Genomic DNA, 22883 nt, shown 5'->3' with positions numbered 1-22883 from the left:
GAAGAAGCCGGCGAGGTTCTAGAGCGCGAACGGCAGGTGCAAAGCGACCTGCTGGCGGTGCGCCAGGCGCACCTCGAACTCGCTCGGGTCATGGATCATCACATCCATCCCGGCAAACGACTCCGCTGCGATCAGGCGCGACAGCCAGAAGCGCACGCAGCCGACCCGCAACATTTCCGGCCACAATTCGGCCTCGGCTGCGGTGAACGGCCGCAGCGCCGCATAGGCCGCCAGCAGCGCCTGGGCCCGTGGCACGTCGAGCGCGCCCTGCTCATCGATGCACCAGTCGTTCACGGTGATGGCGATGTCATACAGCATCGGGCCCGAGCAGGCGTTGTAGAAGTCGATCACCCCGCTCAGGTGGGTGCCTTCGAACATTACGTTGTCGCGGAACAGGTCGGCGTGCAGGTTGGCCCGCGGCAAGGCCAGGATCTGCGCCTTGTGCGCGTTGATTTCGTCCAGCGCAGGCTGCAGCAGCGCAACCTGTTCGGCCGTGAGGCGCGGCATCAGCTCGGCTCCCGAGGCCAGCATCCAGTCCAGGCCGCGGTCGGTCTTGCGCTCGATGACGTGGTGACGGGTAGCCAGGTGAATGTGCGCAAGCAATTCGCCTACCTGCGCGCAGTGCTGGTTGTTCGGCACCTTGATGTGCTTGCCCGACAAGCGCGGCTGCAGCAGTGCAGGCTTGCCGCACAGTTCGCGCAGGCCATTGCCTTCGCGGTCACGCAGGGCGTAGGGCACCGGCATGTCGGCGGCATGCAGCACGTCGAGCAGCTCGATGAAGAACGGCATGTCTTCGCTCGGGCCACGTTCGATCAGCGTCAGGACGAACTCACCCTGTTCCAGGCTGACGAAGAAGTTGCTGTTTTCGGTGCCGGCGGCGATGCCCTGGAAATCGAGCAGACGGCCCAGCTGGTACGGCGCCAGAAAGGTTTCCAGCTCAGGCCGGGTCACAGGGGTGAAGACTGACATGATGAAAAAATGCCCATACGGGCACTTCCGCCGGGAAGTGCCGGGTTGATGTGAACGATACGCGTCAGCTTACCACTCGAAGATCTTCCAGGACGGAATCAGCATGTCCGGCTGGTCGGAACGAATGAAATTGGCATCAGTGCCATCGGCGCGTACCAGAAAATAAGGCTTGCCGTTTTTCGGCGTGATCTTGATCGCATACAGGAAGCCGTTCTGGCGGTATTCCTGGATGGTTTTATCGCCTTCCGTGCGAATGGTCACCTCGGGATCGGCCGAGGGGGCGTCGTCCGCCGCCAGGGTGACGACTGGCATGGTTGCCAACAGACCGAGCAGTAACAGGCGATTGAGTGTACGCATGATAACCTTGTCCCTTTGTCGTCATTGATCCGGCTATTCTAGCTCCGGACCCGCCGAAAAGGTTGATTCTGCTCATGAGCCAAGCGCCCCTCGTCCTGGTGGACGGTTCCTCCTACCTCTACCGCGCTTTCCACGCATTGCCGCCGCTGACCACCTCCAAGGGCATGCCTACCGGCGCGGTGAAGGGTGTGCTGAACATGCTCAAGAGCCTGCGCAAGCAATATCCCGACAGCCTGTTTGCGGTGGTATTCGACGCCAAGGGCGGTACCTTCCGCGATGCCATGTTCGCCGAGTACAAGGCCAACCGCCCGAGCATGCCTGACGACCTGCGGGTGCAGATCGAACCGTTGCATGCCAGCGTCAAGGCCTTGGGCTACCCGCTGCTGTGCGTCGAGGGCGTGGAGGCCGACGATGTCATCGGCACCTTGGCGCGCAGCAGTGCGGCGCAGGGCCGGTCGGTCATCATTTCGACCGGCGACAAGGACATGGCGCAGTTGGTGGACGGCCATGTCACCCTGGTCAACACCATGACCGGTAGCGTGATGGATGTTGCCGGGGTGCACGAAAAGTTTGGTGTCGGCCCTGAACACATCATCGATTTCCTCGCCCTGATGGGTGACAAGGTCGACAACATCCCCGGCGTGCCGGGCGTGGGCGAGAAGACCGCTGCCGGCCTGCTGACAGGTATTGGCGGCGGCCTGCGCGACGTCTACGACAACCTCGACAAGGTGCCGACCCTGAGCATCCGCGGCGCCAAGACCCTGCCGGCCAAGCTTGAAGAGCACCGTGAGGCGGCTTTCCTGTCCTATGAGCTGGCCACCATCAAGCTCGACGTGCCGCTGGATATCGAAGTCGAGGCGCTGGTCTGCGGCGAGCCAGACCGTGATGCACTGCTGGCCTTGTACACCGAGATGGAATTCAAGAGCTGGGTCGCCGACGTTCAGCGCGAAGCCGCCAGGGCCGGGGCGACCGTGACCGTGCCGGAGGACGCGCCGGCGGCCAAGGTCGAACCCAAGTACGAGACGGTGCTCGACCAGGCCCGTTTCGATGCCTGGCTGGACAAGCTGCGCCAGGCCCCGCTGTTCGCGTTCGACACCGAAACCACCGGCCTCGATGCCCAGCAGGCGCAGCTGGTCGGCCTGTCGTTCGCGGTCGAGCCGCATGAGGCGGCGTATGTACCGCTGACCCACGACTACGAAGGCGCCCCGGTCCAGCTGGACCGCGAGGCGGTGCTACTGGCGCTCAAACCCCTGCTGGAAGACCCGGCCAAAGCCAAGGTCGGGCAGAACGCCAAGTACGATATCAACATCCTGGCCAACGGCGCCCCGGCCATCCAGATGCGCGGCGTGGCGTACGACACCATGCTCGAGTCCTATGTGCTGGACTCCACGGCCACCCGTCACGACATGGACAGCCTGGCGCAGAAGTACCTCGACCACACCACCATCACCTTCGAGCAGATTGCCGGCAAGGGCGCGAAACAGCTGACCTTCAACCAGATCCCGCTGGACAAGGCCGGCCCATACGCTGCCGAAGATGCCGACATCACCCTGCGCCTGCACCAGGCACTGCAGCTGCGCCTGGCCAAGACCCCAAGCGTGCAACCGGTGCTGATGGACATCGAGATGCCGCTGGTGCCGGTGCTGGCGAAGATCGAGCGCCAGGGCGCGTTGGTGGATGCCGAACTGCTCCACGTGCAAAGCGGCGAACTGGGCGTGAAAATGGCCGAACTGGAGCGCCAGGCCTATGAACTGGCTGGCGAGACGTTCAACCTCGGCTCGCCCAAGCAGCTGGGGGCGATCCTCTACGACAAGCTGGGCATGCCGGTACTGAGCAAGACTGCCAAGGGCCAGCCGTCCACCGCCGAGGCGGTACTCGACGAGCTGGCCGAGCAAGGCTACCCGCTGCCCGAGGTACTGATGCAGTACCGCAGCCTGAGCAAGCTCAAGAGCACCTACACCGACAAGCTGCCGGGGCAGATCAACCCGCGCACCGGGCGCATTCACACCTCTTACCAGCAGGCAGTGGCCGCCACCGGGCGCCTGTCGTCCAGCGACCCGAACCTGCAGAACATCCCGATCCGCACCGCCGAAGGCCGGCGTATCCGCCAGGCCTTCGTGGCCAGCCCCGGCTACAAGCTGCTGGCGGCGGACTATTCGCAGATCGAACTGCGCATCATGGCCCACCTGGCCAAGGACGAAGGTTTGCTGCATGCCTTCCGCAACAACCTCGACGTGCACCGCGCCACTGCTGCCGAAGTGTTCGGTGTGGCCCTGGAAAATGTCACCACCGACCAGCGCCGCAGCGCCAAGGCCATCAACTTCGGCCTGATCTACGGCATGAGTGCCTTTGGCCTGGCCAAGCAGATTGGCGTCGACCGCAAGCAATCCCAGGACTACATCGACCGTTACTTCGCCCGTTACCCAGGCGTGCTGGCTTACATGGAGCGCACCCGCGCCCAGGCGGCCGAGCAAGGCTTCGTCGAAACCCTGCTCGGCCGCCGGCTGTACTTGCCGGATATCAACGCCAAGAACCCGGCTCTGCGCAAAGGCGCCGAGCGGACGGCGATCAACGCCCCGATGCAGGGTACTGCGGCCGATATCATCAAGCGGGCGATGGTCAACGTGGACAACTGGCTGACCGAGAGCGGCCTGGATGCCCGGGTGATCCTGCAGGTGCACGATGAACTGGTGCTGGAGGTGCGTGAGGAGTTGGTCGAGCAGGTGAAAGATGAAATCCGCCTGCACATGAGCCGTGCCGCGCAGCTGGATGTGCCGTTGCTGGTCGAAGCAGGAATTGGCGCGAATTGGGACGAAGCTCACTGATTGAGCCTGCAAAGCTGTGTAGGATCTGCGACGTAGTGACGCGGATCCTGGCATAGCTAGATGCCATTAGTGCTGGGGTTTCATGAAACTATCGCAAATAGTTTTCAAGGCCTCGGAACTAAACCGGTGAAGCGGAACTCAGAGTAACTGAATGGCTGGTGAAGCCCTTCGATGCTCCTATGTTGTGTTAAGTGTTGGCAGATATCTGGACCCCGCCCTAGCGGTCCGGACTTGGACCCCGAACTTCCCCCTCCCCATACGAAGTCCGGGGTTTTTTTTGCCTGGAATTTGACCACCATGCGATCCCTGGAGCGGCCTTGCGGCAAGGCTCCAGGATCAGTGATCAGCCTTTATTCCGCAGGCTTGTCTTCCAGTTCCATCCAACCCGCCAGCACCCGGTAGGCCTCTTCGAGCCCCAGGCGCTTGGGCGCCGAGAACAACTGGATGGTCACCGCGTCGCCCCACCCCTTGCGGATCTCGGACTGCACCTTGAGCAAGGTGTTCTTGCCCGCGCCGTGGGTCAGCTTGTCGGCCTTGGTCAGCAAAATGTGCATCGGCATGCCGCTGGCCTTGGCCCAGTCGAGCATCATCTTGTCGAAGTCGGTCATCGGATGGCGCACGTCCATCATCAGGATCACCCCGCGCAGGCACTCGCGGCTGCCCAGGTAGGCTTCCAGGTGGCGCTGCCAATGCTGCTTGAGCGGGATCGGTACTTTTGCATAACCGTAGCCCGGCAGGTCGACCAAACGCCGTTCATCGTCCAGACTGAAGAAATTCAACAGCTGGGTGCGCCCCGGGGTTTTCGAGGTACGCGCCAGGCTGGCATGAGTCAGGGTATTGAGGGCGCTGGATTTGCCGGCGTTGGAACGGCCGGCGAAAGCCACCTCGTAACCCTGGTCTTCCGGACATTGTTCGACCTTGGCAGCGCTGAGGGCGAATGTGGCTTTCTGGCAGAGGCCGAGGATGGGGTTCTTGACTTGCATGGGATATCCGATGTGGGTGTTGCCTGACTCTGAAGGCTTGAGCCTGGCAAGCGGTGTCGTTTCCGTTTGGATGGCGGAAGTATATAATGCCCCAGTTTTTGTGTGCTCATTCTCCCAGCGAAGGAGAGCGAGCATGGGGTGTCGAACAATAGCTCGCGCATCAGAACGCAGCGCGGCCCCCAACCCTGAAGGTCGTTCCGCATGGCGAAATGGCTGCTTGCTGTCGGTATGTTCCTGCCGTTTTTCAGCGCACAGGCTACACAGGATCCCGAGGTGTTGTACAACCGCACGTGTGCGGCCTGTCACGCCGGGCAGTTGCCACAGGCCCCCCAGCGGGGTAACCGGGCAGCGTGGGAGCCAAGGCTGGCGCAAGGTGTGGATGTACTCGTGAGGCATGTGACCCAGGGTTTCAAGGCTATGCCGCCGCGTGGATTGTGCATGGACTGCAGTGCCGAGGACTACCGTTTGGTCATCCTTTGGATGAGCGGCAGTCCCGATACATAACATTTCACCCTTAGCCGTGTTGGATTAGCTGATGAACAAACTAGTCGTGAGTCTGCTGTTGACCATGGGTGTCGCAGGTGCGGCCACTGCTGCGCAACCTATCAAAGGCGATGCCGCCGCCGGCCAGGCCAAGACGGCCGTCTGTGGTGCCTGCCACAACCCCGACGGCAATAGCCTGGCACCGAACTTCCCGAAACTGGCAGGCCAGGGCCAGCGCTACCTCGAAAAACAACTGCACGATATCAAGTCCGGCAAGCGCACCGTGCTGGAAATGACCGGCATGCTGGCCGCCTTCAGTGACCAGGACCTGGCCGATATCGCCGCGTACTTTGCCAGCCAGAAGGGCAGCGTCGGGGCGGCCGACCCCAAGCTGGTCGAACGTGGCCGTGCCCTGTTCAACGGCGGCGACCTGGAAAAAGGCCTGCCTGCCTGTACCGGCTGCCACTCGCCAAACGGCGCAGGTATCGCCTTGGCCGGCTTCCCGCACCTGAGCGGGCAGCACGCGCAGTACGTGACCAAGCAGTTGACCGAGTTCCGTGAAGGCGTGCGTACCAACGATGGCGACGCCACGACCATGCGCACCATCGCGGGCAAGCTGAGCAACCACGATATCGAAGCGTTGGCCAGCTACATCCAGGGCCTGCACTGAGGTGGTTGTCGATTTCTTCGCGGCTGAACCCGCGAAGAAATTGGCGCATTAACATTCGGTTAATGTTGTAAGCCAAAGATGAAAGGGCGGCCGGACCGCCCTTTTTTGCGTCCGCAGCCGTTACACTACAGAACTCGGGCCTGGCCCGACCTGTCTCAGGTACAGGTCGCGTCGAGGCGACCCATGAATGCTCAGGAGTAAAGCATGCGTAAACTGATTCTCAGCGCTGCGTTGGTCGCCGCCAGCGTATTCGGTATGACCGCCGTTCAGGCCGCCGAGCCTGTTGCCGGCAAGGAATATATCGAGCTGAGCAACCCTGTTCCGGTTTCCGTGCCCGGCAAGATCGAAGTGGTCGAGCTGTTCTGGTACGGCTGCCCTCACTGCTACCACTTCGAGCCGACCATCAACCCGTGGGCCGAAAAGCTGCCAGCAGACGTCAACTTCAAGCGCGTACCCGCCATGTTCGGTGGCCCGTGGGACGCACACGGCCAGATGTTCCTGACCCTCGAAGCCATGGGCGTCGAGCACAAGGTTCACGCAGCAGTGTTCGATGCCATCCAGAACAAGCGCATGCACCTGACCAAGCCAGACGAAATGGCCGACTTCCTCGCCACTCAAGGCGTGGACAAGGACAAGTTCCTCGCCACCTTCAACTCCTTCGCCATCAAAGGCCAGGTCAACCAGGCCAAAGAGCTGGCGAAGAAGTACGAAATCACCGGCGTACCGAGCTTGGTCGTCAACGGCAAGTACCGCTTCGACCTGGGCACTGCAGGCGGGCCGGAAGGCGTGCTGAAAGTGGCCGACCAACTGATCGACAAGGAGCGCGCCGCTAAGTAAGCGGCGTACCCATGCCCCGCTTCAGAACCACGCGTGGCATTGGCCTGCACCAGCCGCAGGTCAACGAACATCATCTGCAGGCTCCCGGCCTGCCAGAGGATGGTCGCCTGCGGCTGCTCAGTTTCAACATTCAGGTCGGCATCAGCACCGAACGCTACCGGCACTACCTGACCCGCAGCTGGCAGCACCTGCTGCCGCATACCGGGCGTGCCGGCAACCTGCAGAAGATCGGCCAACTGCTCGGTGACTTCGACCTGGTGGCCCTGCAAGAAGCCGATGGTGGCAGCCTGCGCTCAGGCTACATCAACCAGGTCGAACACCTGGCTCACCTGGGTGCCTTCCCCTATTGGTACCAGCAGCTCAATCGCAACCTTGGGCGTTTTGCCCAGCACAGCAACGGCGTGCTCAGCCGCCTCAAGCCGCAACACCTTGAAGACCACCCTTTGCCCGGCCCGTCCGGTCGCGGTGCAATCCTGGTGCGTTTCGGCGAAGGTGAAGATGCGCTGATCGTGGTGATGATGCATCTGGCACTCGGCGCCAAGACCCGCGCCCTGCAGCTCAGCTATATTCGCGAGCTGATCGGCGGCTACCGCCATCAGGTGCTGATGGGTGACATGAATACCCATGCCACCGACCTGCTGGAGCGCTCGCCCCTGCGCGATCTGGGCCTGGTTGCCCCTCAGGTCGAGGCCACCTTCCCCAGTTGGCGCCCGCAACGGTGCCTGGACCATATCCTGCTCAGCCCAACCCTTACGCTTGAGCGTGTCGAGGTGTTGGCGCAGCCAATTTCCGATCACCTTCCCGTTGCCGTCGAGATTCGATTGCCTGATGCATTGACTGTGGATACGCTGCCGGTTTTGAGCTAATTGCCATCACCGTTTGCGGACCTGGGCATGACTGACGACGCTGAGCGCTGGAAAGAGAAATACCTTAAGAGCATCGAGCAGCAAGAGAAGCTTGAGCGCCGTTGGGACGCACGTCTCGACTTGCTGCGTCGCGGGCTTGTGCGCAGCACCCTGGCCGCCGAAGGCAGCGACAAGGTGGTGGACGCGTGCATGAAGGAAATGCGCGAGGTCATCCGCAGCGACAATATGGACGCGGGCCTTGCCGGGCTGATCCCGCGCCTGGAAAAGGCGGTGCTGGACTCCGAGCAGCGCCGGGAAACCCGTATGAACCAGGTCAGCGATGCGCTGACATCGCTGGTGAGCCAGCTGCAAGGCCTGCCGTTGCCCAGCGACATCTCGCGGCCGCTGAAAAAGCTGGCCAAGAAGCTCGATGGTGGGGTCGCCCAGTCACGTGAATTGCCCCCGCTGCTGGGCGAGCTGAGTGGCCTGCAAGGCCGCGCACTCTCTGCCTTGGGCAAGCCCGAGGAAGAGCGACCGGGCTTTTTGCAGCGTTTGTTTGGTGGGCGCGAGAACGAGCAACCCGGCGAAGCTGACGCCGAGGCTACGCTGGCAGCAGCGCCTGCGGGCGTGATGGCAGACGCAGTGCCGCAGCCGGCAGCAGCCCCCGTACAGCGCACAGCCGAAGACCCGCAGCCCGACGATGTGGACGCCCTGCTGCCGTTGCCAGCCCCGCTGACTGAGGCGCAGGCCCCTGAAGGCCCGGCGCTGATCGAAACCGCAGACACGCCGGCCACTCCCCACCCTGAGCCCGTGCCGGACGAGGCGCCCGAGCTGGAACCTGCCCTCATCCCACCTACGGCTGATGCAGAACCTGCCCAGACACTCGAAGAAACCTTCGGCGAAGATGGCCCCTATGCCCTGCCCTATGCGGTAGAGCCGCCCTACAGCCAAGTGGCCGCACACATCGAACAGACCCTGATCGGCCTGCTCGACGACCTCAGCCTGCCCGAACGGCACAAGGCCCAGGCCCTGGAAATGCGCGAGCGGGTGGCACGCGGGCTGAATTGGTATGAGCTGATCCCGGTGCTGGATGACCTGGCGGTGCTGATGTTGGCGATAACCGACAGCGGCCAGCACGAATTCGAGACTTACCTGCAACAGATCAACGAGCGCCTGGAAAGCTTCCAGAGCCACCTGCACGAAGCCAGTGCCGGGCATGCCGACAACAGCAGCGCCGCCCAGGAACTCGATACCCAGCTGCGCAAGCAGGTCGATGGGCTGCAGAGCAGTGTGCAAGGTGCCGCCGATGTGGACAGCCTCAAGCACATCCTGGAAAACCGCCTCGAAGGCCTGCTGGTAACCATGGACGAACACAAGCACGAGCGTGATCGTCGCGAGCAGGAGCTCGCCGGGCGCCTGCAAGGCCTGTCCGAGCGGGTAGCGAACATGGAACACGAGGCGCTCGGCTATCGCGAGCACCTCGAAGAGCAACGGCAAAAGGCGTTGCTGGACCCGCTGACCGGCCTGCCCAATCGCGCGGCCTGGAGCGAGCACCTGGAACGCGAGATGCTCGACTGGCATGAAAGTGGCGGCCATCTGGCCATGGCGATCCTCGACCTGGACCACTTCAAGCGCATCAACGACAACTATGGGCACCTGGCGGGGGACAAGGTGTTGAAGATCGTCGCCGACCAGCTGCGCAAACGCCTGCGAGGGCGCGATTTCATCGCGCGCTACGGCGGTGAGGAGTTCGTGCTGCTGTTCCCGCAGACCTCGCCAGCGGCCGCCACGCAAATGGCCGAGGTGCTGCGTGCGACCATCGAAGCCTGCCCGTTTCACTTCAAGGGTGAGCGCGTGGTGATCACTGCCTCCATCGGGCTGGGCGCATTTCGCTCGGGCGAGCGCGGCGACCAGGTGCTCAAACGCGCCGACACCGCGCTATACCGGGCCAAGGATCTGGGGCGCAACCGTGTCGAACAGGGATAAAGCGTGGCCGCTGACTCGCGGCACGCACGCACTATCACAGGCACGTTATACTGTAGCGCTTACACGCTGAGGCCGCTGACGTGCTTTCCACTGTTAAAAAAACACTGCTTACTTGCATGCTGGTTGCTGTCGCGGGCTGCTCTACGGGCCTGCGCATCGACCGTAGCCACCCTTCGGTCAACCAGGACAACCGTATCCAGTTCATCGTCCTGCACTACACCAATGCCTCGCTTGAGCGCTCATTGGCGCTGTTGACCCATGGCGAGGTCAGCAGCCATTACCTGATTGGCGACGGCCCGGCCACGGTCTATCAGCTGGTGGATGAAAGCCGCCGTGCCTGGCATGCCGGTGACAGCCAATGGCAGGGGCGCACCTGGTTGAACTCCACCTCCATTGGCATCGAAATCGTCAACCCAGGGTTCACCGATACCCCTAATGGTCGGGTCTGGCACCCCTACAGCGAAGCCCAGGTGCAGTCCTTGATCGCACTGCTCAAGGACATCGTCACGCGTAACAAGATCGACCCCCGGCACATCGTTGGCCATAGCGATATCGCACCTTTGCGCAAGCTCGACCCGGGCCCGTTGTTCCCGTGGAAGCGTTTGGCCGATGCCGGCATCGGTATCTGGCCCGAGGCTAACGCCGTCGCCCGTCAACAAGCCTTCTTCAGCGTCAACCCGCCAAGCGTGGGTTGGTATCAGCAGGAACTGGCGCGGTTCGGCTACGCCATCGCGCAAACCGGTGAGCTGGACGTTGCCACGCGGCATGTGATCGCCGCGTTCCAGATGCGTTTCCGGCCACAACGTTTCGATGGCATGCCCGACGCGCAAACGGCCGCCATGTTGCAGGTGCTCAACCGCATGCGTTGAGCTGAGGCGCCCAACGGCGAGGGCGATTCCTGATCCAGTTGCTATACCTTAGTAATCAACTGGATGCCCTTGATGTCAGCCCTCATCTCCACGCTGCGCCAAATTTTCTACCGTCCCTGGATGCTGGCCTCACTGGCAGCAATGGCCAGCGCCGCGCTGTTGCTCACCGCCAGCATCGGCATTGCCCTGCAGCAGATGAAGCAAAGCGAGAGCGAACAGATGAATGCCCAGGGCGAGCGCTTTCTCGAACGCCTCGAACAGGTGTTCGGCCAGCTGCGTGAAGGGGTGGATATCTTGCAGGCGCAGCCTTTGCGAGGTTGCAACCCGCAGATGCTGGCGGCGTTGCAGCAAGTTGGCCTGAGTTCGCGCTTCATTTATGAAGCAGCCTACGTGGACGCCAATGTCGCCTGCTCCAACCGGGGTGATGAGCGGGCGTTCGAACCCCTGCGGGCGCCCGACATCAAGGGGCCGACCTACAGCTATTGGCTCAATACCACCACCGAACCCAACGAAAACCTGGCGGCCTTGATGCTGGGGCGGGGCAATTTCGTGGTGTCCACCTCGCGCGGTCACCTGACTGACGTGGTCGACCTGCCGCCTGGTGGCAGCCTGGTGGTGGTGCTGGACAACGGTACGCGGGCCATTCCGGTGCTGGGGCCACCGCAAGTATGGCCACCGCCGTCGGCATGGACAGCCAGCCACAAGTCGCTGTTGGAGCTGAGCGACCGCCTCATCTACCGCATGCCGACCAAATCACCGGACTATCAACTGGTGTTGATCGCGCCGCGCGCCAGCCTGCCCCTGCGCATGAACGGCATGCTCTGGCTGCTGTTCCCCGGCAGCGTGCTGGCCGCCTGTTGCATCGGCTGGTTGGTGCTGCAGTTGATTCTGCAGCGCCGGTCGATGAGCTCGGAGTTGCAGAACGCGTTGCGCCGAGGCGAGCTGCAGGTGCTGTACCAACCGATCATCGAGCTCGACAGCCGGCGCTGTGTGGGTGCCGAGGCCCTGGTGCGCTGGCGCCGCCCTGACGGCACCCTGACCAGCCCGGACCTGTTCATACCCTTGGCCGAAAATACCGGGCAGATCCGCCAGATCACCGATTTTGTCTTGCAGCGGGTGCTCGAACAGCTTGGCCAGCTGCTGCGTTCGCACCGCAACCTGTACATCTCGGTGAACCTTGCCGCGTGCGACGTGATGGTCCCTCGCATCGGCCGGGTCGCAGCGCGGCTGCTGGCCCAGCACCGCGTATCGGCCAGCCAGATCGCTTTCGAGGTCACCGAGCGTGGCCTGATCGACGTGGTGGTAGCCCGTGACAACCTGCAGGCCCTGCGTGCGGTGGGCCATCAGGTATTGATCGACGATTTCGGCACGGGTTATTGCAGCCTGGCCTATCTGCAGACCTTGCCCGTCGACTGCCTGAAAATCGACAAGGCCTTCATCGATGCCCTGGGCCATGACGCCGCCAGCAGCGGCGTGGCCCCGCACATCATCCGCATGGCCCATGACTTGCACCTGAGGGTGATTGCCGAAGGCATCGAATGCGAAGACCAGGCGGTACTGCTCAACAGCGAAGGGGTCAACTATGGCCAGGGCTGGCTGTTCGCCCGCCCGTTGAATGCCCGCCAGTTTGCCGAACTGGTCACCCGCGGCCGGCGCGAGGGGGCTGGGCGGCGGGCCGACGATGAGTCCTGAGGCCCGCCCCGCTGGCTACACCGGCAACGCCATGTAGAACTGGGTGCCCTGCCCCGGGCGGGAAAACACGCCCATTCGGCCGCCGTGCAGTTGCACGATCTCCTTGCACAACGCCAGGCCCAGCCCTGCACCGCCCTTCTTGCGCCCCACCTGTACAAAGGGCTCGAAGATACGCCCCTGCTGCCCATAGGCGATGCCCTCGCCGTTGTCCTCGACGCTGATGATCACGCGCTCGGCATGGCGCCTTGCGTGCAGGCGTATGCGGCCACCACTGGGGGTATGGCGCACGGCGTTGTGCAGCAGGTTGTCCAGTACCCGGTCGAGCTGGGCGACATCGGCCTGGATGCGAGGCAGCGGCAGCTCCAGCTCCTTGATCAGCTCGATCTGCTTGTGTGCGGCCTGTTCGGCAAAACGCAGCTGCGCGCGCTCCAGCAGCTCATCGATGGCGCAAGGGGCGAGTTCGAGCTTCTGCAAGCCGCTCTGGTAACGAGAGAAGTTCAGCAGGTCGTTGATCAGCTGAGTCAGGCGCTGCATTTCTTCGCCGATGGTTTCGAGCAGGTCGTACTCGCGCGCCTCGGGTGGGAACTTGACCCGCTCACGCAGCAGGCCGAACGCCATGTGCATGCCTGTGACCGGTGTGCGCAGTTCGTGCGAGGCTCGCAGGACGAACTCGCTGCGCACGCGCTCGAAGGCCCGCTGCTCGGTCACATCGTGCAGCACCATCACCGCGCCCAGAATCGGCCCCTGAGGGTGGCTGACCGGTGTCAGGCTATAGGTCAGCAGGCGGGTTTCTTCATCGACGTCGATGTTCAGGTCGTCTGGCGGGCGATCGAGGCTGCCACCGCGCAGCACCTGGCGCAGCTGCTGCTCCAGCTCCGGGCGCTGCAAGGCTTCGGCCAGGGTGCTGCCAAGGCGGCTGTCGTTCCAGCCCAGCTGGCGTTGGGCCACGGGGTTGAGGTGTTCCAGGCGGCCCTGCCGGTCGATGATCAGCAGGCCATCGTCGATGCTGTCGAGCACGGCCTGCAGGCGTTGCTGGCCGGCCAGCAGCTCATCGACGTTGGTGGCCTGGTGCTTGCGCAAGGCGTCGGCCATCAGCCCGAAGCGGCGGGTCAGCTGGTTGAGCTCGCTGGCCTGGGTGACTGGCAGGGTGACGTCGAAGTTGCCCTTGCCGAGTTGATCGGCCGCCTTGGCCAAGGCTTCGATCGGTTGGCCGAAGCGTCGCGCGATGTTGTGCGCGGTGACAAAGCCCAATACCAGTATCGCCAAGCCCATCAGGCCGAGCACGCCGCTGACCAGCAAGGCGCGATCACGGGTACGTTCTTCACTGCGGGTGATGTGTTCCAGCGCCTGTTTGTGCGAATCGATGAGGTCGGTGCGTAGCTGGTTGAAGGCTGCCCCCAGTGGCTCGTCGCTGCCCATGCTGCGTGCAGGTGCGGGGCTGTCGCGGTAGGCCCGGAGGAAGGTCTGGTAATTGCTGCTGGCCTTGCTGAAACCGGTGCGTTCACCGCCTTGTTCGAGCCCTTGGTCGAGCAGCGCCTGGAAGTTGTCCTGCAACAGCCGCAGGTTTTGCGGCGCGGTGTTCTCGTCGAGGATCAGGGTCAGCTGTTCGCCAAGGTTTTGCCGCAGTTTCAGTCCCACTTCCAGCGCGTGGGTGGTGTCCCGTACCAGTTGCTGTTGCACCGTAGCCATCTGTAGCACGCTGACCAGGCCCAGCATCAGGCCCAGCAGGGCCACTGTGACCAGCGCCGAAATGCTGAGGAAAAGCCGCGTACGCAGCTTCATCTGCCACTTCATAGGTTGTACTGCTTGCGTTTGCGATACAGGGTCGAGGCATCGATGCCCAGGGTCTTGGCGGCCTGGTCGAGGGTATCGCTGGCGGCCAGCACGGCGCCGATATGCGCGCGCTCCAGCTCATCCAGGCTCAATGCCGCGCCCACGCGGGGCGCGTTGCCTGCCGGCTGTTCGCCCATGCCCAGGTGGCTGATCTCCACGCGCTCCTGCGGGCAGATGATGCTGGCGCGCTCCACGACGTTGCGCAGTTCACGAATGTTGCCGGGCCAGCGGTAGTTGAGCAGGGCAGCCCTGGCCTCGTCGCTGAAACCACGGGCGGGCCTGGAGTATTCCTTGACGAAGCGGGCCAGGAAACGATCGGCCAGGGTCAGGATGTCTTCGCTGCGTTCGCGCAGCGGCGGCAGGTGCAAGGTGATGACATTGAGGCGGTACAGCAGGTCTTCGCGGAAGCGGCTTTCGCGCACCATCTCTTCAAGGTTGAGGTTGGTGGCGGCGAGAATGCGCACATCGGCCCGGCGGGTGACCGGGTCGCCGACACGCTCGTACTCCTTGTCCTGGATGAAGCGCAGCAACTTTGGCTGCAAGGTCAGCGGGAAGTCGCCGATTTCATCGAGGAAGAGCGTGCCCCCGTCGGCCTGGCTGACGCGGCCAAGGGTGCTCTCGCTGGCGCCGGTGAAGGCGCCGCGGGTATGGCCGAACAGCTCGCTTTCCATGAGCTCGGCATTCAGCGAAGGGCAGTTGATGGTGACGCAGGCTTTGCGCGCCCGCTTGCTCCAGCCATGAATGGCACGGGCCAGTTCACCCTTACCGGTGCCGGACTCGCCGAGGATGAGGATGTTGGCGTCGGTGGTGGCGACCTGACGCGCGGTTTCCAGCACCGCCATCATGGCCGGGCTGTGCGAGTCGAGGCCGTCCTTGGGCTTGCGCACCTCGCCTTCAAGGGCTTCGAGTCGCGCCGACAGCTGGCGCACTTCCAGCTGCTTGGCGGTCGCCAGGCGCAGTTGATCGGGGCTGCAGGGTTTGACCAGATAGTCGGCGGCACCGGCCTGGATAGCATCCACCGCCGTGTCGATCGCCGAATGCGCGGTTACGATCACCACGCGCATCCACGGGGCCTGGATACGCATCTGCGCCAGCACGTCGAGGCCGTTGTCCTCGCCCAGGCGCAGGTCGAGGAAGCACAGGTCGAACACCTGGCGTTGCAGCAGGGTTTCGGCCTGTGCGGCGCTGTTGGCGGTGGCCACGCTATAGCCTTCGTCTTCGAGGCAGTAGCGGAAGGTGCGCAGGATCGCGGACTCGTCATCCACCAGCAGAATGCGGCCTTGCTTGTCCTGGGCTGATTCCATTTCCTGCGCTCCTTAGGATAGATCTTCAATTAGTGTGGGAAAAATCGGGCAAGTTGCATGGTCAATTCTGAAGGATTCTGTCCTTTGCATGCTAGCCAATGGCCAAACAATGCCCTTGAGCCGCGATATCTCGATGATTTGCTTAGAGGTGCGCGATGGCACATTGGTTGCGACTATTTTCTGTTTTTGCCAACAAAGGAGGCACTGCCATGCCCTTTTTCCCACGACTGGCCGTGTTGGCGGCCACTTTGCTGCCGGTTTTTAACCCGGCATTCGCTGACCCTGTGCAGGACGCCCGCCTGGAGGGCTCGCTGCAAACAGCCCTGTCGCTCAACCGCATGCTCAACCCCTTTCGTATCGATGTGGTGGTAGACGGCAAGCAGGCGCGGCTATCGGGTGAGGTCGAAAACACTGTCGAGCGCCAGTTGGCCGAGCATGTCGCCTTGGCCACCCGCGGCATCGAACAGGTCGACAACCAGTTGCAGGTCAATGCCCAACTGGTGGAGCGCCCGCTCGAGCTGCGTGCCTATGCCCAGCGGCTGGAGGATGCAACGTTGGCGGCGGTGATACGCGCACGGCTGCTGTGGAGCCGCACCACCGAGAAGGCGCCTATAGAAGTGCAAAGCAGCGAAGGCGTAGTGACGCTGCGCGGCAGGGTCGACAGCGCAGAGGCCAAGGAGTTGGCCGGCGTAGTGGCGCGCACCACCGACGGGGTGCACCTGGTCAACAACCTGGTCAGCCTGGACACCGCCGCCATGGCCAAGGCACGCGACAACCCGGTAGGCGCGCCGACCGGGCCGCAGCCTAGCGACAGCTGGATCGTCGACAAGATCCAGAACAGCTTCCGTTTCAGCCGCAACCTCGATGGCCTGAACCTCAAGGTCGCCAGTGAGGAGGGCCTGGTGCGGCTGTCGGGCGAAGTGGTCAGCAGCGAGCAGAAGACCATTGCTGTCGAGATTGCCCGGCAGATCATTGGCGTGCGCGGTGTGGACGCCGATCTGCTCAAGGTGGCGACCAAGGTCGAGGGCTGATCGTGCAATTCGCACGACGCCTCAGGGGCCATCGTGCAGGATACGTCCTTCGGTGCAATGTGTGATTGGTTTAAGTGTTTGATTTAAAAGGATTTTTTAATGATGCAAAGGCTGGCATGCAGGCTGCAATTACCTGTTCAGGTTTGAACAACAATTACAGCAGGAGGAGCCGGCATGAACCGCCAATCCGTCAACCGCTCGCAGAACGTCGCACTGCCTTTGCGCCAGTTCCTGTTACTGGGGATGGCGCTGCTGCTGACCTTGGCCGCTGGCCTCTTCTACTACAGCTGGCAGACCGCGCGTCTGGCGGAGCAAGTGGCGGCACAGACCGCGCTTCTGACGCAGATTCAGGCAACCCGTGCCACCAGCCTCGTGAAGGCAGCCGACCCGCTGCCATCGAGCAATGCCACCGCTTCACCGGCCACCCTGGAAAACGTCGTGCCACAGGATCGCTGGGTGTTCTGAGCCTGTGCTGTACCCCAAGGCCGGATTGATTTCAAAAAAGAAAGGAGAACCACCATGCTGAGTTGGGCTATTACTTTCCTCATCATCGCCATTGTCGCCGCCGTACTGGGCTTCGGTGGTATCGCTGGCGCGGCCACGGGTATCGCGAAGATCCTGTTCATCGTCTTCCTGGTCCTGTTCGTAGCCTCCTTCTTCTTTGGACGTGGTCGAGGTTGAAGATGCACAGGAAGCTTTGCACAGCCCTGGCTGCCGCCTGCTTGCTGGGCGGCAGTGCAGCGGCGATGGCGGCCAATGACGGCCAGGTCCGGGTCGATCAGTTGCTCGGCTCGGACCCTGAATACCGGGAAACCTGGCAGGACACGATCAAGGGCGAGGAGCGCCTGCCCGATTGGGTAGTCAACCTCACCGGCAGTGCCCAGGAGCAGATGTCGGCAGTCACCGAGGACGGCGACCAGTATCTGGTCGGGCCCTTGTGTGAAACGGCGCAAAACTGCACCTACAAGCGTCTGGTCGTGGCGTTTAGCTGGGACAAGGACCAAGCCTACGGGATGCTCGTAGAGGTGCCCGAGGGCTTGCCGAGCGACAAGTCGCCTACCCGTCATGCGCAGTACCGCTTTATTGGCGAACCGGATGATGGCATGCAGGCGATGTTGCGCGAGCAACTCAAGCGTGACCCGAAGTGGTACTGAGCTTTTATAAGCCGTTACCGATGAACGGTTATGCACTGTCACGTAATAGAAGCTGAACCTTTTTATATTTCAGCCTTCTATGATGCGCCGCCCCGAGGAGGGGCAGCACATGACCAAGGGGCCGGGCTGTTCTGACTGTTGCAGGGTCGGAGTGGCCTAGGGGTACAGGGAGTGCCTCCAGCAATGGGCCGGGTCAGGAAAGGCGGAATCGGAAGCCTCAGGTCGGTGGTGTCATCAGGGATACCATGTGCCGACCTGACTTCCGAGGAGCCAATGAGGAGCCGTCAAGGCAATCAGGCAAATTACCCTTCTTGCGTGTTTTCCCCTCAAAGACACATTTTGTCTCGACCGTACATCAACTTTTTTTCGCCCGCCAGGGCGCCCTCGCAAGTGGCATTTCGGCCATTCGGATTGTCGAACAAGCCATCTATCCCCCTTCGCACACGCTGCCAAATCTGCCTAAAAATGGCGCTTTGGTCTTGTTCGGGATTCCGAACGTTATAAATCAAGCACTTGCGACATGCCATTTTTAGCGCAAAACACTATGCAGTATCGGCATAGGGTATGCGTTTCCGGCATTAGATTTCCCCCTTCCCCATCGCAATAGTTGCCGCCTTTTCGCTGGCCCGAGCGCCCTGTCGCTCGCTCGCGGTGTCCTTGCATGAGGCCACCGGACGGAAGCTTTTCGCTCACCGTGACGTTGCCAACGGCTCTGTTACGCGCGTTTTCGTCCGGCGCCCATGACCACTAGAACAAAGGGTAAAGACATGAAGAAGGCAAAACTGAGCCTCGCCTGGCAGATCGTTATCGGTCTGGTCCTGGGCGTTGCAATCGGCGCGCTACTGAATCATTTCAGTGCGGAAAAGGCATGGTGGATCAGCAACGTCCTCCAGCCCGCTGGTGACATCTTCATTCGCCTGATCAAGATGATCGTCGTTCCGATCGTGATCTCGTCGCTGATCGTGGGCATCGCCGGGGTTGGCGACGCGAAGAAACTGGGCAGCATCGGCCTCAAGACCATCCTCTACTTCGAGGTGGTGACCACCATCGCCATCGTCGTCGGCCTGGTGTTGGCCAACCTGTTCCACCCGGGCGCCGGCATCGACATGAGCACCCTGGGTACCGTGGACATCTCCAAGTACCAGGCCACTGCGGCCGAAGTGCAGCATGAGCATGCATTCATCGAAACCCTGCTCAACCTGATCCCGTCGAACATCTTCGCGGCGCTGATGCGTGGCGAAATGCTGCCGATCATCTTCTTCTCGGTGATGTTCGGCCTGGGCCTTTCGAGCCTTCAGGCAGAGCTGCGCGACCCGCTGGTGCGTACCTTCCAGGCCGTGTCGGAGACCATGTTCAAGGTCACCCACATGATCATGAACTACGCCCCGATCGGCGTGTTCGCCCTGATCGCCGTCACCGTCGCCAACTTCGGCTTCAGCTCGCTGCTGCCGCTGGCCAAGCTGGTGCTGCTGGTGTACTTCGCCATCGCCTTCTTCGCCTTCATGGTGCTGGGCCTGGTGGCTCGCGTGTTCGGCTTCTCGGTGATCAAGATCATGCGCATCATGAAAGATGAGCTGATCCTGGCCTACTCCACCTCCAGCTCCGAAACCGTGCTGCCGCGGGTGATCGAGAAGATGGAGAAGTACGGCGCGCCGAAGTCGATCTGCTCGTTCGTGGTGCCGACCGGCTACTCGTTCAACCTCGACGGTTCGACCCTGTACCAGAGCATCGCGGCAATCTTCATCGCCCAGCTGTACGGCATCGACCTGTCGTGGAGCCAGCAGCTGCTGCTGGTGCTGACCCTGATGGTCACCTCCAAGGGTATTGCCGGTGTACCGGGCGTATCGTTCGTGGTGTTGCTGGCGACCCTGGGCAGCGTGGGCATCCCGCTGGAAGGCCTGGCCTTCATCGCCGGTGTCGACCGCATCATGGACATGGCCCGTACCGCGCTGAACGTGGTCGGCAACGCCCTGGCCGCGCTGGTCATCGCACGCTGGGAAGGCATGTACGACGCTGCCAAGGGCGAGCAGTACTATGCCTCGCTGATGGCCGACAAGCAGGAAGCCGTGGTGGTTGGCGAAGCCGCCAAGCGCTGAAGCTGATGCGTTGAACAAAAAGCCCCGACTTGTCGGGGCTTTTTGTTGTGTGGGGGATTGTGGGGGGGGGCGCGTTGCGCCCCTTTCTAGGGACTGCGTCTTGTGTGGGCGCCTGCAATCTCCGTTATCATTCGGGCACTTTTCAGGGGGAACAATCGGATGCTCAACGGCCTTTGGCTCGGCTTTTTCCTGGTGGCGGCCGTCTCCGCCCTGGCCCAGTGGCTGATCGGCGGCAACGCCGGCATCTTCGCCGCCATGGTCGAGAGCATCTTCGCCATGGCCAAGCTGTCGGTGGAGGTGATGGTCCTGTTGTTCGGTACCCTGACCCTGTGGCTGGGCTTTCTGAAAATCGCCGAGAAGGCCGGTATCGTCGAGTGGCTGGCCAAGGTTCTCGGCCCGCTGTTCGCCAGGCTGATGCCCGAGGTGCCGCCGGGGCACCCGGCCCTGGGCCTGATCACCATGAACTTCGCGGCCAACGGCCTGGGGCTGGACAACGCAGCCACGCCGATCGGCCTGAAGGCCATGCGTGCGCTGCAGGAGCTGAACCCCAGCAGCAGCACCGCAAGCAACGCGCAGATCCTGTTCCTGGTACTCAATGCGTCGTCGCTGACCCTGTTGCCGGTGACCATCTTCATGTACCGCGCGCAGCAAGGCGCGACCGACCCGACGCTGGTGTTTCTGCCGATTCTGCTGGCTACCAGCGTGTCGACCTTGGTGGGCCTGCTGTCGGTGGCGGTGATGCAGCGCCTGCGCCTGTGGGACCCGGTGGTGCTGGCCTACCTGATCCCCGGTGCATTGCTGCTGGGCTGCTTCATGGCCTTCCTCGGCACCTTGTCGGCGGCTGCGCTGGCGGGCCTGTCGTCGATCCTTGGCAACCTCACGCTGTTCGGCGTGATCATCCTGTTCCTGGTGATTGGTGCGCTGAAGCGGGTCAAGGTGTACGAAGCCTTTGTCGAAGGCGCCAAAGAAGGCTTCGATGTGGCCAAGAGCCTGCTGCCCTACCTGGTGGCCATGCTCGTGGCAGTCGGCGTACTGCGCGCCTCGGGCGCGCTGGAGCTGGCGCTGGACGGCATTCGCCATGCGGTGAACTGGATGGGCATGGATACCCGCTTCGTCGAAGGCCTGCCCACCGCGCTGGTCAAGCCGTTCTCGGGCAGTGCGGCGCGGGCCATGTTGATCGAGACCATGCAGACCCACGGTGTGGACAGCTTCCCGGCACTGGTCGCGGCGACCGTTCAGGGCAGCACCGAGACCACCTTCTATGTGCTGGCGGTGTACTTCGGTGCCGTGGGCATCCAGCGGGTACGCCACGCGGTCGGTTGCGCCCTGCTGGCCGAATTTTCCGGCGTGGTCGCGGCGATCTTGGTCTGCTACTGGTTCTTCGGCTGAGCCTGGACCTGAGCTTGGGCCTGCGTGGCCTGGGTGACGGTCCAGCTGACCACCTGCCCGACCAGTTGGTCGCTGGCGCCGCCGAAGCCTGCCACCACCGCCGAAACCTGCCTGGCGGCCAGCGGTTGGCGGATCTCGAAGCGTTTGCTGGCGAGGATACGCTGGCTGCGCCCCTGGACCAGACGCGCATCGTAGCGAATCACCACCTCCACGGCCCCGTCCGGGCGGTACTCACTCTGAAACGCCTGCAGCTCGCCGGCCAGCTCGTAGTCGGCCTGCAGGTTGCTGTCATCGGCGCTCAGGCGTTGAACCTGGCCGTCACGCTGGAAGCCATCGAGCAGGCGGTTGCGTAGCAGCACTGGCGCGGCATCGCTCCAGCGGGCGCCCTTGTAGCTGCTGACCACGTCTCCCTGTGGGATCACCGCGATCCGTGGGCCGGCCAGTACTTCGCTGGCCAGCGGTTTGTTGAGCCGTAGCGACCAGTCCAGCGGCGCGGCAACGCGGCTGGGTTGGTTCACCGGCAGGCGATACAGGTCCACGGGTTCGCTTTGCGGCAGGATCGAGCAGGCACTGGCCAGGCTCACCGCGGCCGCCAGGGCCAACAGGCGCAGCGATGCGTTCATGGCTGGAACTCCTTGTTGTTGTCGCGTCCGAGCAGGTAGCCGCTCGGGTCGGCCTCCAGCTGCCGGGAAATGCCCTTGAGTGCGTTGAGGGTTTCGCGCAGCTCGCGGATGGCGGGGGTTAGCTGGTTCAGGCCCTGGGCACCGTCACCGATGGCCTCACTGTTGTTCTTGAGCAGCGCATTGATGGTCGCCGTGCTTTCGGCCAGCGACTGCATGGCCTGCTCGGCGCTGCCGATGGCCTGTTTGCCCTCGCTGCCGAGCAGGCCGTTGGCGTTGCGCATCAGTGCCTGGGTTTCGGCCAGGGTGGCGCTGGCCTGTTTGCCGACCTGCACCAGCTGCGTGATGGCCTCGGCAATACTGCCGTGCTGGCCGGCGAAGGCCCCGGTGGTCTTGTCGAGATTGGCCAGGGTGCTGCTGAGGTGGCCGATGTTGTCTTCCGAGAACATCAGGTTGGCGTTGTGCAGCAGCAGATTGATGTTGGTAACCAGGTCGCTGCTGTCGTTGAGCAGGCGCGAGATTGGCGAAGGCGAGGCGATGATCACCGGCAGCTTGCCATCCTTGCCCTTGAGCTCGGGGCTATGCGGCGTGCCGCCGCTGAGCTGGATGAACGCGTTGCCGGTGACCCCGGCCAGGGTCAGCTTGGCCTGGGTATCCTCCTTGACCGGCGTGTCGCCGCTCAGCCGTACCCGGGCCAGCACGCGGCGAGGGTCCTTCGGGTCCAGGCGCAGGGTCGACACGTCGCCCACCTTGATGCCGTTGTACTGCACCGGGCTGCCGCGGGACAGGCCCGAGACGGCTTCGTTGAACACCACTTCGTAATCCTTGAAGGCATCGTCGACACTGGACTTGGTCAGCCACAGGCCAAACAGCATGGCACCGGCCACCACCAGGACGGTGACCAGGCCGATGAGGACGTGATGTGCTCGGGTTTCCATCG

The 22883-nt window shown here is 62.8% G+C and carries 20 protein-coding genes and 1 pseudogene; 14 read left to right on the top strand and 7 right to left on the bottom strand.

Annotated features, from left to right (window positions below):
* Positions 1-18: 18 nt before the first annotated feature.
* Together DJ563_RS20600 and DJ563_RS20595 are read right to left on the bottom strand one after the other, a co-directional pair.
* A complete protein-coding gene (locus DJ563_RS20600; protein ID WP_434518257.1) occupies positions 19-969 on the bottom strand; it encodes a homoserine kinase in 951 nt (316 codons plus the stop codon).
* A 69-nt stretch (positions 970-1038) separates the two neighbouring features.
* Positions 1039-1326, bottom strand: a complete 288-nt coding sequence (locus DJ563_RS20595) for a DUF2782 domain-containing protein (protein WP_010951520.1) — start codon at positions 1324-1326, stop codon at positions 1039-1041.
* A gap of 74 nt (positions 1327-1400) precedes the next feature.
* Here DJ563_RS20595 and polA point away from each other — a divergent pair, with 74 nt between their 5' ends.
* On the top strand, positions 1401-4151 hold the full coding sequence (gene polA / locus DJ563_RS20590; RefSeq protein WP_434518256.1) for a DNA polymerase I: 2751 nt from the start codon (positions 1401-1403) through the stop codon (positions 4149-4151).
* A 350-nt stretch (positions 4152-4501) separates the two neighbouring features.
* Here the strand turns inward: polA and yihA are convergent, their stop codons facing one another.
* Positions 4502-5134: a ribosome biogenesis GTP-binding protein YihA/YsxC gene (gene yihA / locus DJ563_RS20585; RefSeq protein ID WP_274097799.1), complete on the bottom strand. Its 633-nt coding sequence runs from the start codon at positions 5132-5134 to the stop codon at positions 4502-4504.
* Positions 5135-5335: 201 nt separating this feature from the next.
* Between yihA and DJ563_RS20580 the strand changes: the two genes are divergently transcribed.
* From DJ563_RS20580 to DJ563_RS20550, 7 genes and pseudogenes are all read left to right on the top strand, one after another.
* Positions 5336-5638 (top strand): c-type cytochrome, encoded by a 303-nt coding sequence (locus DJ563_RS20580; RefSeq protein ID WP_033702530.1) that lies wholly within the window; start codon positions 5336-5338, stop codon positions 5636-5638.
* Positions 5639-5669: 31 nt separating this feature from the next.
* Positions 5670-6287, top strand: coding sequence for a c-type cytochrome (locus tag DJ563_RS20575; protein WP_033702531.1), 618 nt, complete (start codon positions 5670-5672; stop codon positions 6285-6287).
* Between the two features lie 204 nt (positions 6288-6491).
* Positions 6492-7124, top strand: a complete 633-nt coding sequence (gene dsbA / locus DJ563_RS20570) for a thiol:disulfide interchange protein DsbA (RefSeq protein WP_274097798.1) — start codon at positions 6492-6494, stop codon at positions 7122-7124.
* Between the two features lie 33 nt (positions 7125-7157).
* Positions 7158-7990: pseudogene (locus tag DJ563_RS20565) on the top strand (endonuclease/exonuclease/phosphatase family protein).
* A gap of 27 nt (positions 7991-8017) precedes the next feature.
* The gene (locus DJ563_RS20560) at positions 8018-9955 is read left to right on the top strand and encodes a diguanylate cyclase (RefSeq protein WP_434518255.1); all 1938 of its coding nucleotides are present in this window, start codon (positions 8018-8020) and stop codon (positions 9953-9955) included.
* Positions 9956-10035: 80 nt separating this feature from the next.
* Positions 10036-10824, top strand: a complete 789-nt coding sequence (locus tag DJ563_RS20555; RefSeq protein ID WP_434518254.1) for an N-acetylmuramoyl-L-alanine amidase — start codon at positions 10036-10038, stop codon at positions 10822-10824.
* Positions 10825-10896: 72 nt separating this feature from the next.
* Positions 10897-12516: an EAL domain-containing protein gene (locus DJ563_RS20550; RefSeq protein WP_274097795.1), complete on the top strand. Its 1620-nt coding sequence runs from the start codon at positions 10897-10899 to the stop codon at positions 12514-12516.
* Positions 12517-12531: 15 nt separating this feature from the next.
* On the opposite strand, the gene DJ563_RS20545 is transcribed toward DJ563_RS20550, so the two are convergent.
* Positions 12532-14310 carry a KinB sensor domain-containing domain gene (locus DJ563_RS20545; RefSeq protein ID WP_033702538.1) on the bottom strand — a complete coding sequence of 593 codons (1779 nt, stop codon included), beginning with the start codon at positions 14308-14310 and terminating at the stop codon, positions 12532-12534.
* Positions 14307-15653 carry a sigma-54-dependent response regulator transcription factor AlgB gene (algB, locus tag DJ563_RS20540; RefSeq protein WP_186655300.1) on the bottom strand — a complete coding sequence of 449 codons (1347 nt, stop codon included), beginning with the start codon at positions 15651-15653 and terminating at the stop codon, positions 14307-14309. The genes DJ563_RS20545 and algB overlap by 4 nt, the downstream gene beginning before the upstream one ends.
* A 209-nt stretch (positions 15654-15862) precedes the next feature.
* On the opposite strand from algB, the gene DJ563_RS20535 reads away from it, so the two are divergent.
* The 6 genes from DJ563_RS20535 to DJ563_RS20510 all read left to right on the top strand — a co-directional run bounded on the left by DJ563_RS20535 (position 15863) and on the right by DJ563_RS20510 (position 21323).
* Positions 15863-16684 (top strand): BON domain-containing protein, encoded by an 822-nt coding sequence (locus DJ563_RS20535; RefSeq protein ID WP_274097793.1) that lies wholly within the window; start codon positions 15863-15865, stop codon positions 16682-16684.
* A gap of 174 nt (positions 16685-16858) precedes the next feature.
* Positions 16859-17149 (top strand): hypothetical protein, encoded by a 291-nt coding sequence (locus DJ563_RS20530; RefSeq protein ID WP_033702541.1) that lies wholly within the window; start codon positions 16859-16861, stop codon positions 17147-17149.
* Between the two features lie 54 nt (positions 17150-17203).
* The gene (locus tag DJ563_RS20525) at positions 17204-17365 is read left to right on the top strand and encodes a DUF1328 domain-containing protein (protein ID WP_003252966.1); all 162 of its coding nucleotides are present in this window, start codon (positions 17204-17206) and stop codon (positions 17363-17365) included.
* A gap of 2 nt (positions 17366-17367) precedes the next feature.
* Positions 17368-17838, top strand: a complete 471-nt coding sequence (locus DJ563_RS20520; protein WP_274097792.1) for an inhibitor of vertebrate lysozyme family protein — start codon at positions 17368-17370, stop codon at positions 17836-17838.
* Positions 17839-18605: 767 nt separating this feature from the next.
* Entirely contained in the window at positions 18606-19934 is a 1329-nt protein-coding gene (gene gltP / locus DJ563_RS20515) for a glutamate/aspartate:proton symporter GltP (protein ID WP_274097791.1), read from the top strand.
* A gap of 159 nt (positions 19935-20093) precedes the next feature.
* Complete coding sequence (locus DJ563_RS20510) at positions 20094-21323, top strand: nucleoside recognition domain-containing protein (RefSeq protein WP_033702545.1); 1230 nt, start codon at positions 20094-20096, stop codon at positions 21321-21323.
* Here the strand turns inward: DJ563_RS20510 and DJ563_RS20505 are convergent.
* Entirely contained in the window at positions 21305-21946 is a 642-nt protein-coding gene (locus DJ563_RS20505) for an ABC-type transport auxiliary lipoprotein family protein (protein ID WP_274097790.1), read from the bottom strand. The two genes, DJ563_RS20510 and DJ563_RS20505, sit on opposite strands and share 19 nt — an antisense overlap.
* Positions 21943-22881 carry an MlaD family protein gene (locus tag DJ563_RS20500; RefSeq protein WP_274097789.1) on the bottom strand — a complete coding sequence of 313 codons (939 nt, stop codon included), beginning with the start codon at positions 22879-22881 and terminating at the stop codon, positions 21943-21945. Before DJ563_RS20500 ends, DJ563_RS20505 begins: the two co-directional genes overlap by 4 nt.
* Between the last annotated feature and the right edge of the window lie 2 nt (positions 22882-22883).

The sequence above is a fragment of the Pseudomonas sp. NFX1 genome, from assembly GCF_051123555.1.
GTDB lineage: Bacteria > Pseudomonadota > Gammaproteobacteria > Pseudomonadales > Pseudomonadaceae > Aquipseudomonas > Aquipseudomonas capeferrum.
This window is presented reverse-complemented; position numbering and strand designations above follow the sequence as displayed.

Coding starts and splice junctions, on each gene's coding strand:
- DJ563_RS20600 (WP_434518257.1), bottom strand. CDS start 969: ATGTCAGTCTTCACCCCTGTGACCCGGCCTGAGCTGGAAACCTTTCTG.
- DJ563_RS20595 (WP_010951520.1), bottom strand. CDS start 1,326: ATGCGTACACTCAATCGCCTGTTACTGCTCGGTCTGTTGGCAACCATG.
- polA (WP_434518256.1), top strand. CDS start 1,401: ATGAGCCAAGCGCCCCTCGTCCTGGTGGACGGTTCCTCCTACCTCTAC.
- yihA (WP_274097799.1), bottom strand. CDS start 5,134: ATGCAAGTCAAGAACCCCATCCTCGGCCTCTGCCAGAAAGCCACATTC.
- DJ563_RS20580 (WP_033702530.1), top strand. CDS start 5,336: ATGGCGAAATGGCTGCTTGCTGTCGGTATGTTCCTGCCGTTTTTCAGC.
- DJ563_RS20575 (WP_033702531.1), top strand. CDS start 5,670: ATGAACAAACTAGTCGTGAGTCTGCTGTTGACCATGGGTGTCGCAGGT.
- dsbA (WP_274097798.1), top strand. CDS start 6,492: ATGCGTAAACTGATTCTCAGCGCTGCGTTGGTCGCCGCCAGCGTATTC.
- DJ563_RS20560 (WP_434518255.1), top strand. CDS start 8,018: ATGACTGACGACGCTGAGCGCTGGAAAGAGAAATACCTTAAGAGCATC.
- DJ563_RS20550 (WP_274097795.1), top strand. CDS start 10,897: ATGTCAGCCCTCATCTCCACGCTGCGCCAAATTTTCTACCGTCCCTGG.
- DJ563_RS20545 (WP_033702538.1), bottom strand. CDS start 14,310: ATGAAGTGGCAGATGAAGCTGCGTACGCGGCTTTTCCTCAGCATTTCG.
- algB (WP_186655300.1), bottom strand. CDS start 15,653: ATGGAATCAGCCCAGGACAAGCAAGGCCGCATTCTGCTGGTGGATGAC.
- DJ563_RS20535 (WP_274097793.1), top strand. CDS start 15,863: ATGCCCTTTTTCCCACGACTGGCCGTGTTGGCGGCCACTTTGCTGCCG.
- DJ563_RS20530 (WP_033702541.1), top strand. CDS start 16,859: ATGAACCGCCAATCCGTCAACCGCTCGCAGAACGTCGCACTGCCTTTG.
- DJ563_RS20525 (WP_003252966.1), top strand. CDS start 17,204: ATGCTGAGTTGGGCTATTACTTTCCTCATCATCGCCATTGTCGCCGCC.
- DJ563_RS20520 (WP_274097792.1), top strand. CDS start 17,368: ATGCACAGGAAGCTTTGCACAGCCCTGGCTGCCGCCTGCTTGCTGGGC.
- gltP (WP_274097791.1), top strand. CDS start 18,606: ATGAAGAAGGCAAAACTGAGCCTCGCCTGGCAGATCGTTATCGGTCTG.
- DJ563_RS20510 (WP_033702545.1), top strand. CDS start 20,094: ATGCTCAACGGCCTTTGGCTCGGCTTTTTCCTGGTGGCGGCCGTCTCC.
- DJ563_RS20505 (WP_274097790.1), bottom strand. CDS start 21,946: ATGAACGCATCGCTGCGCCTGTTGGCCCTGGCGGCCGCGGTGAGCCTG.
- DJ563_RS20500 (WP_274097789.1), bottom strand. CDS start 22,881: ATGGAAACCCGAGCACATCACGTCCTCATCGGCCTGGTCACCGTCCTG.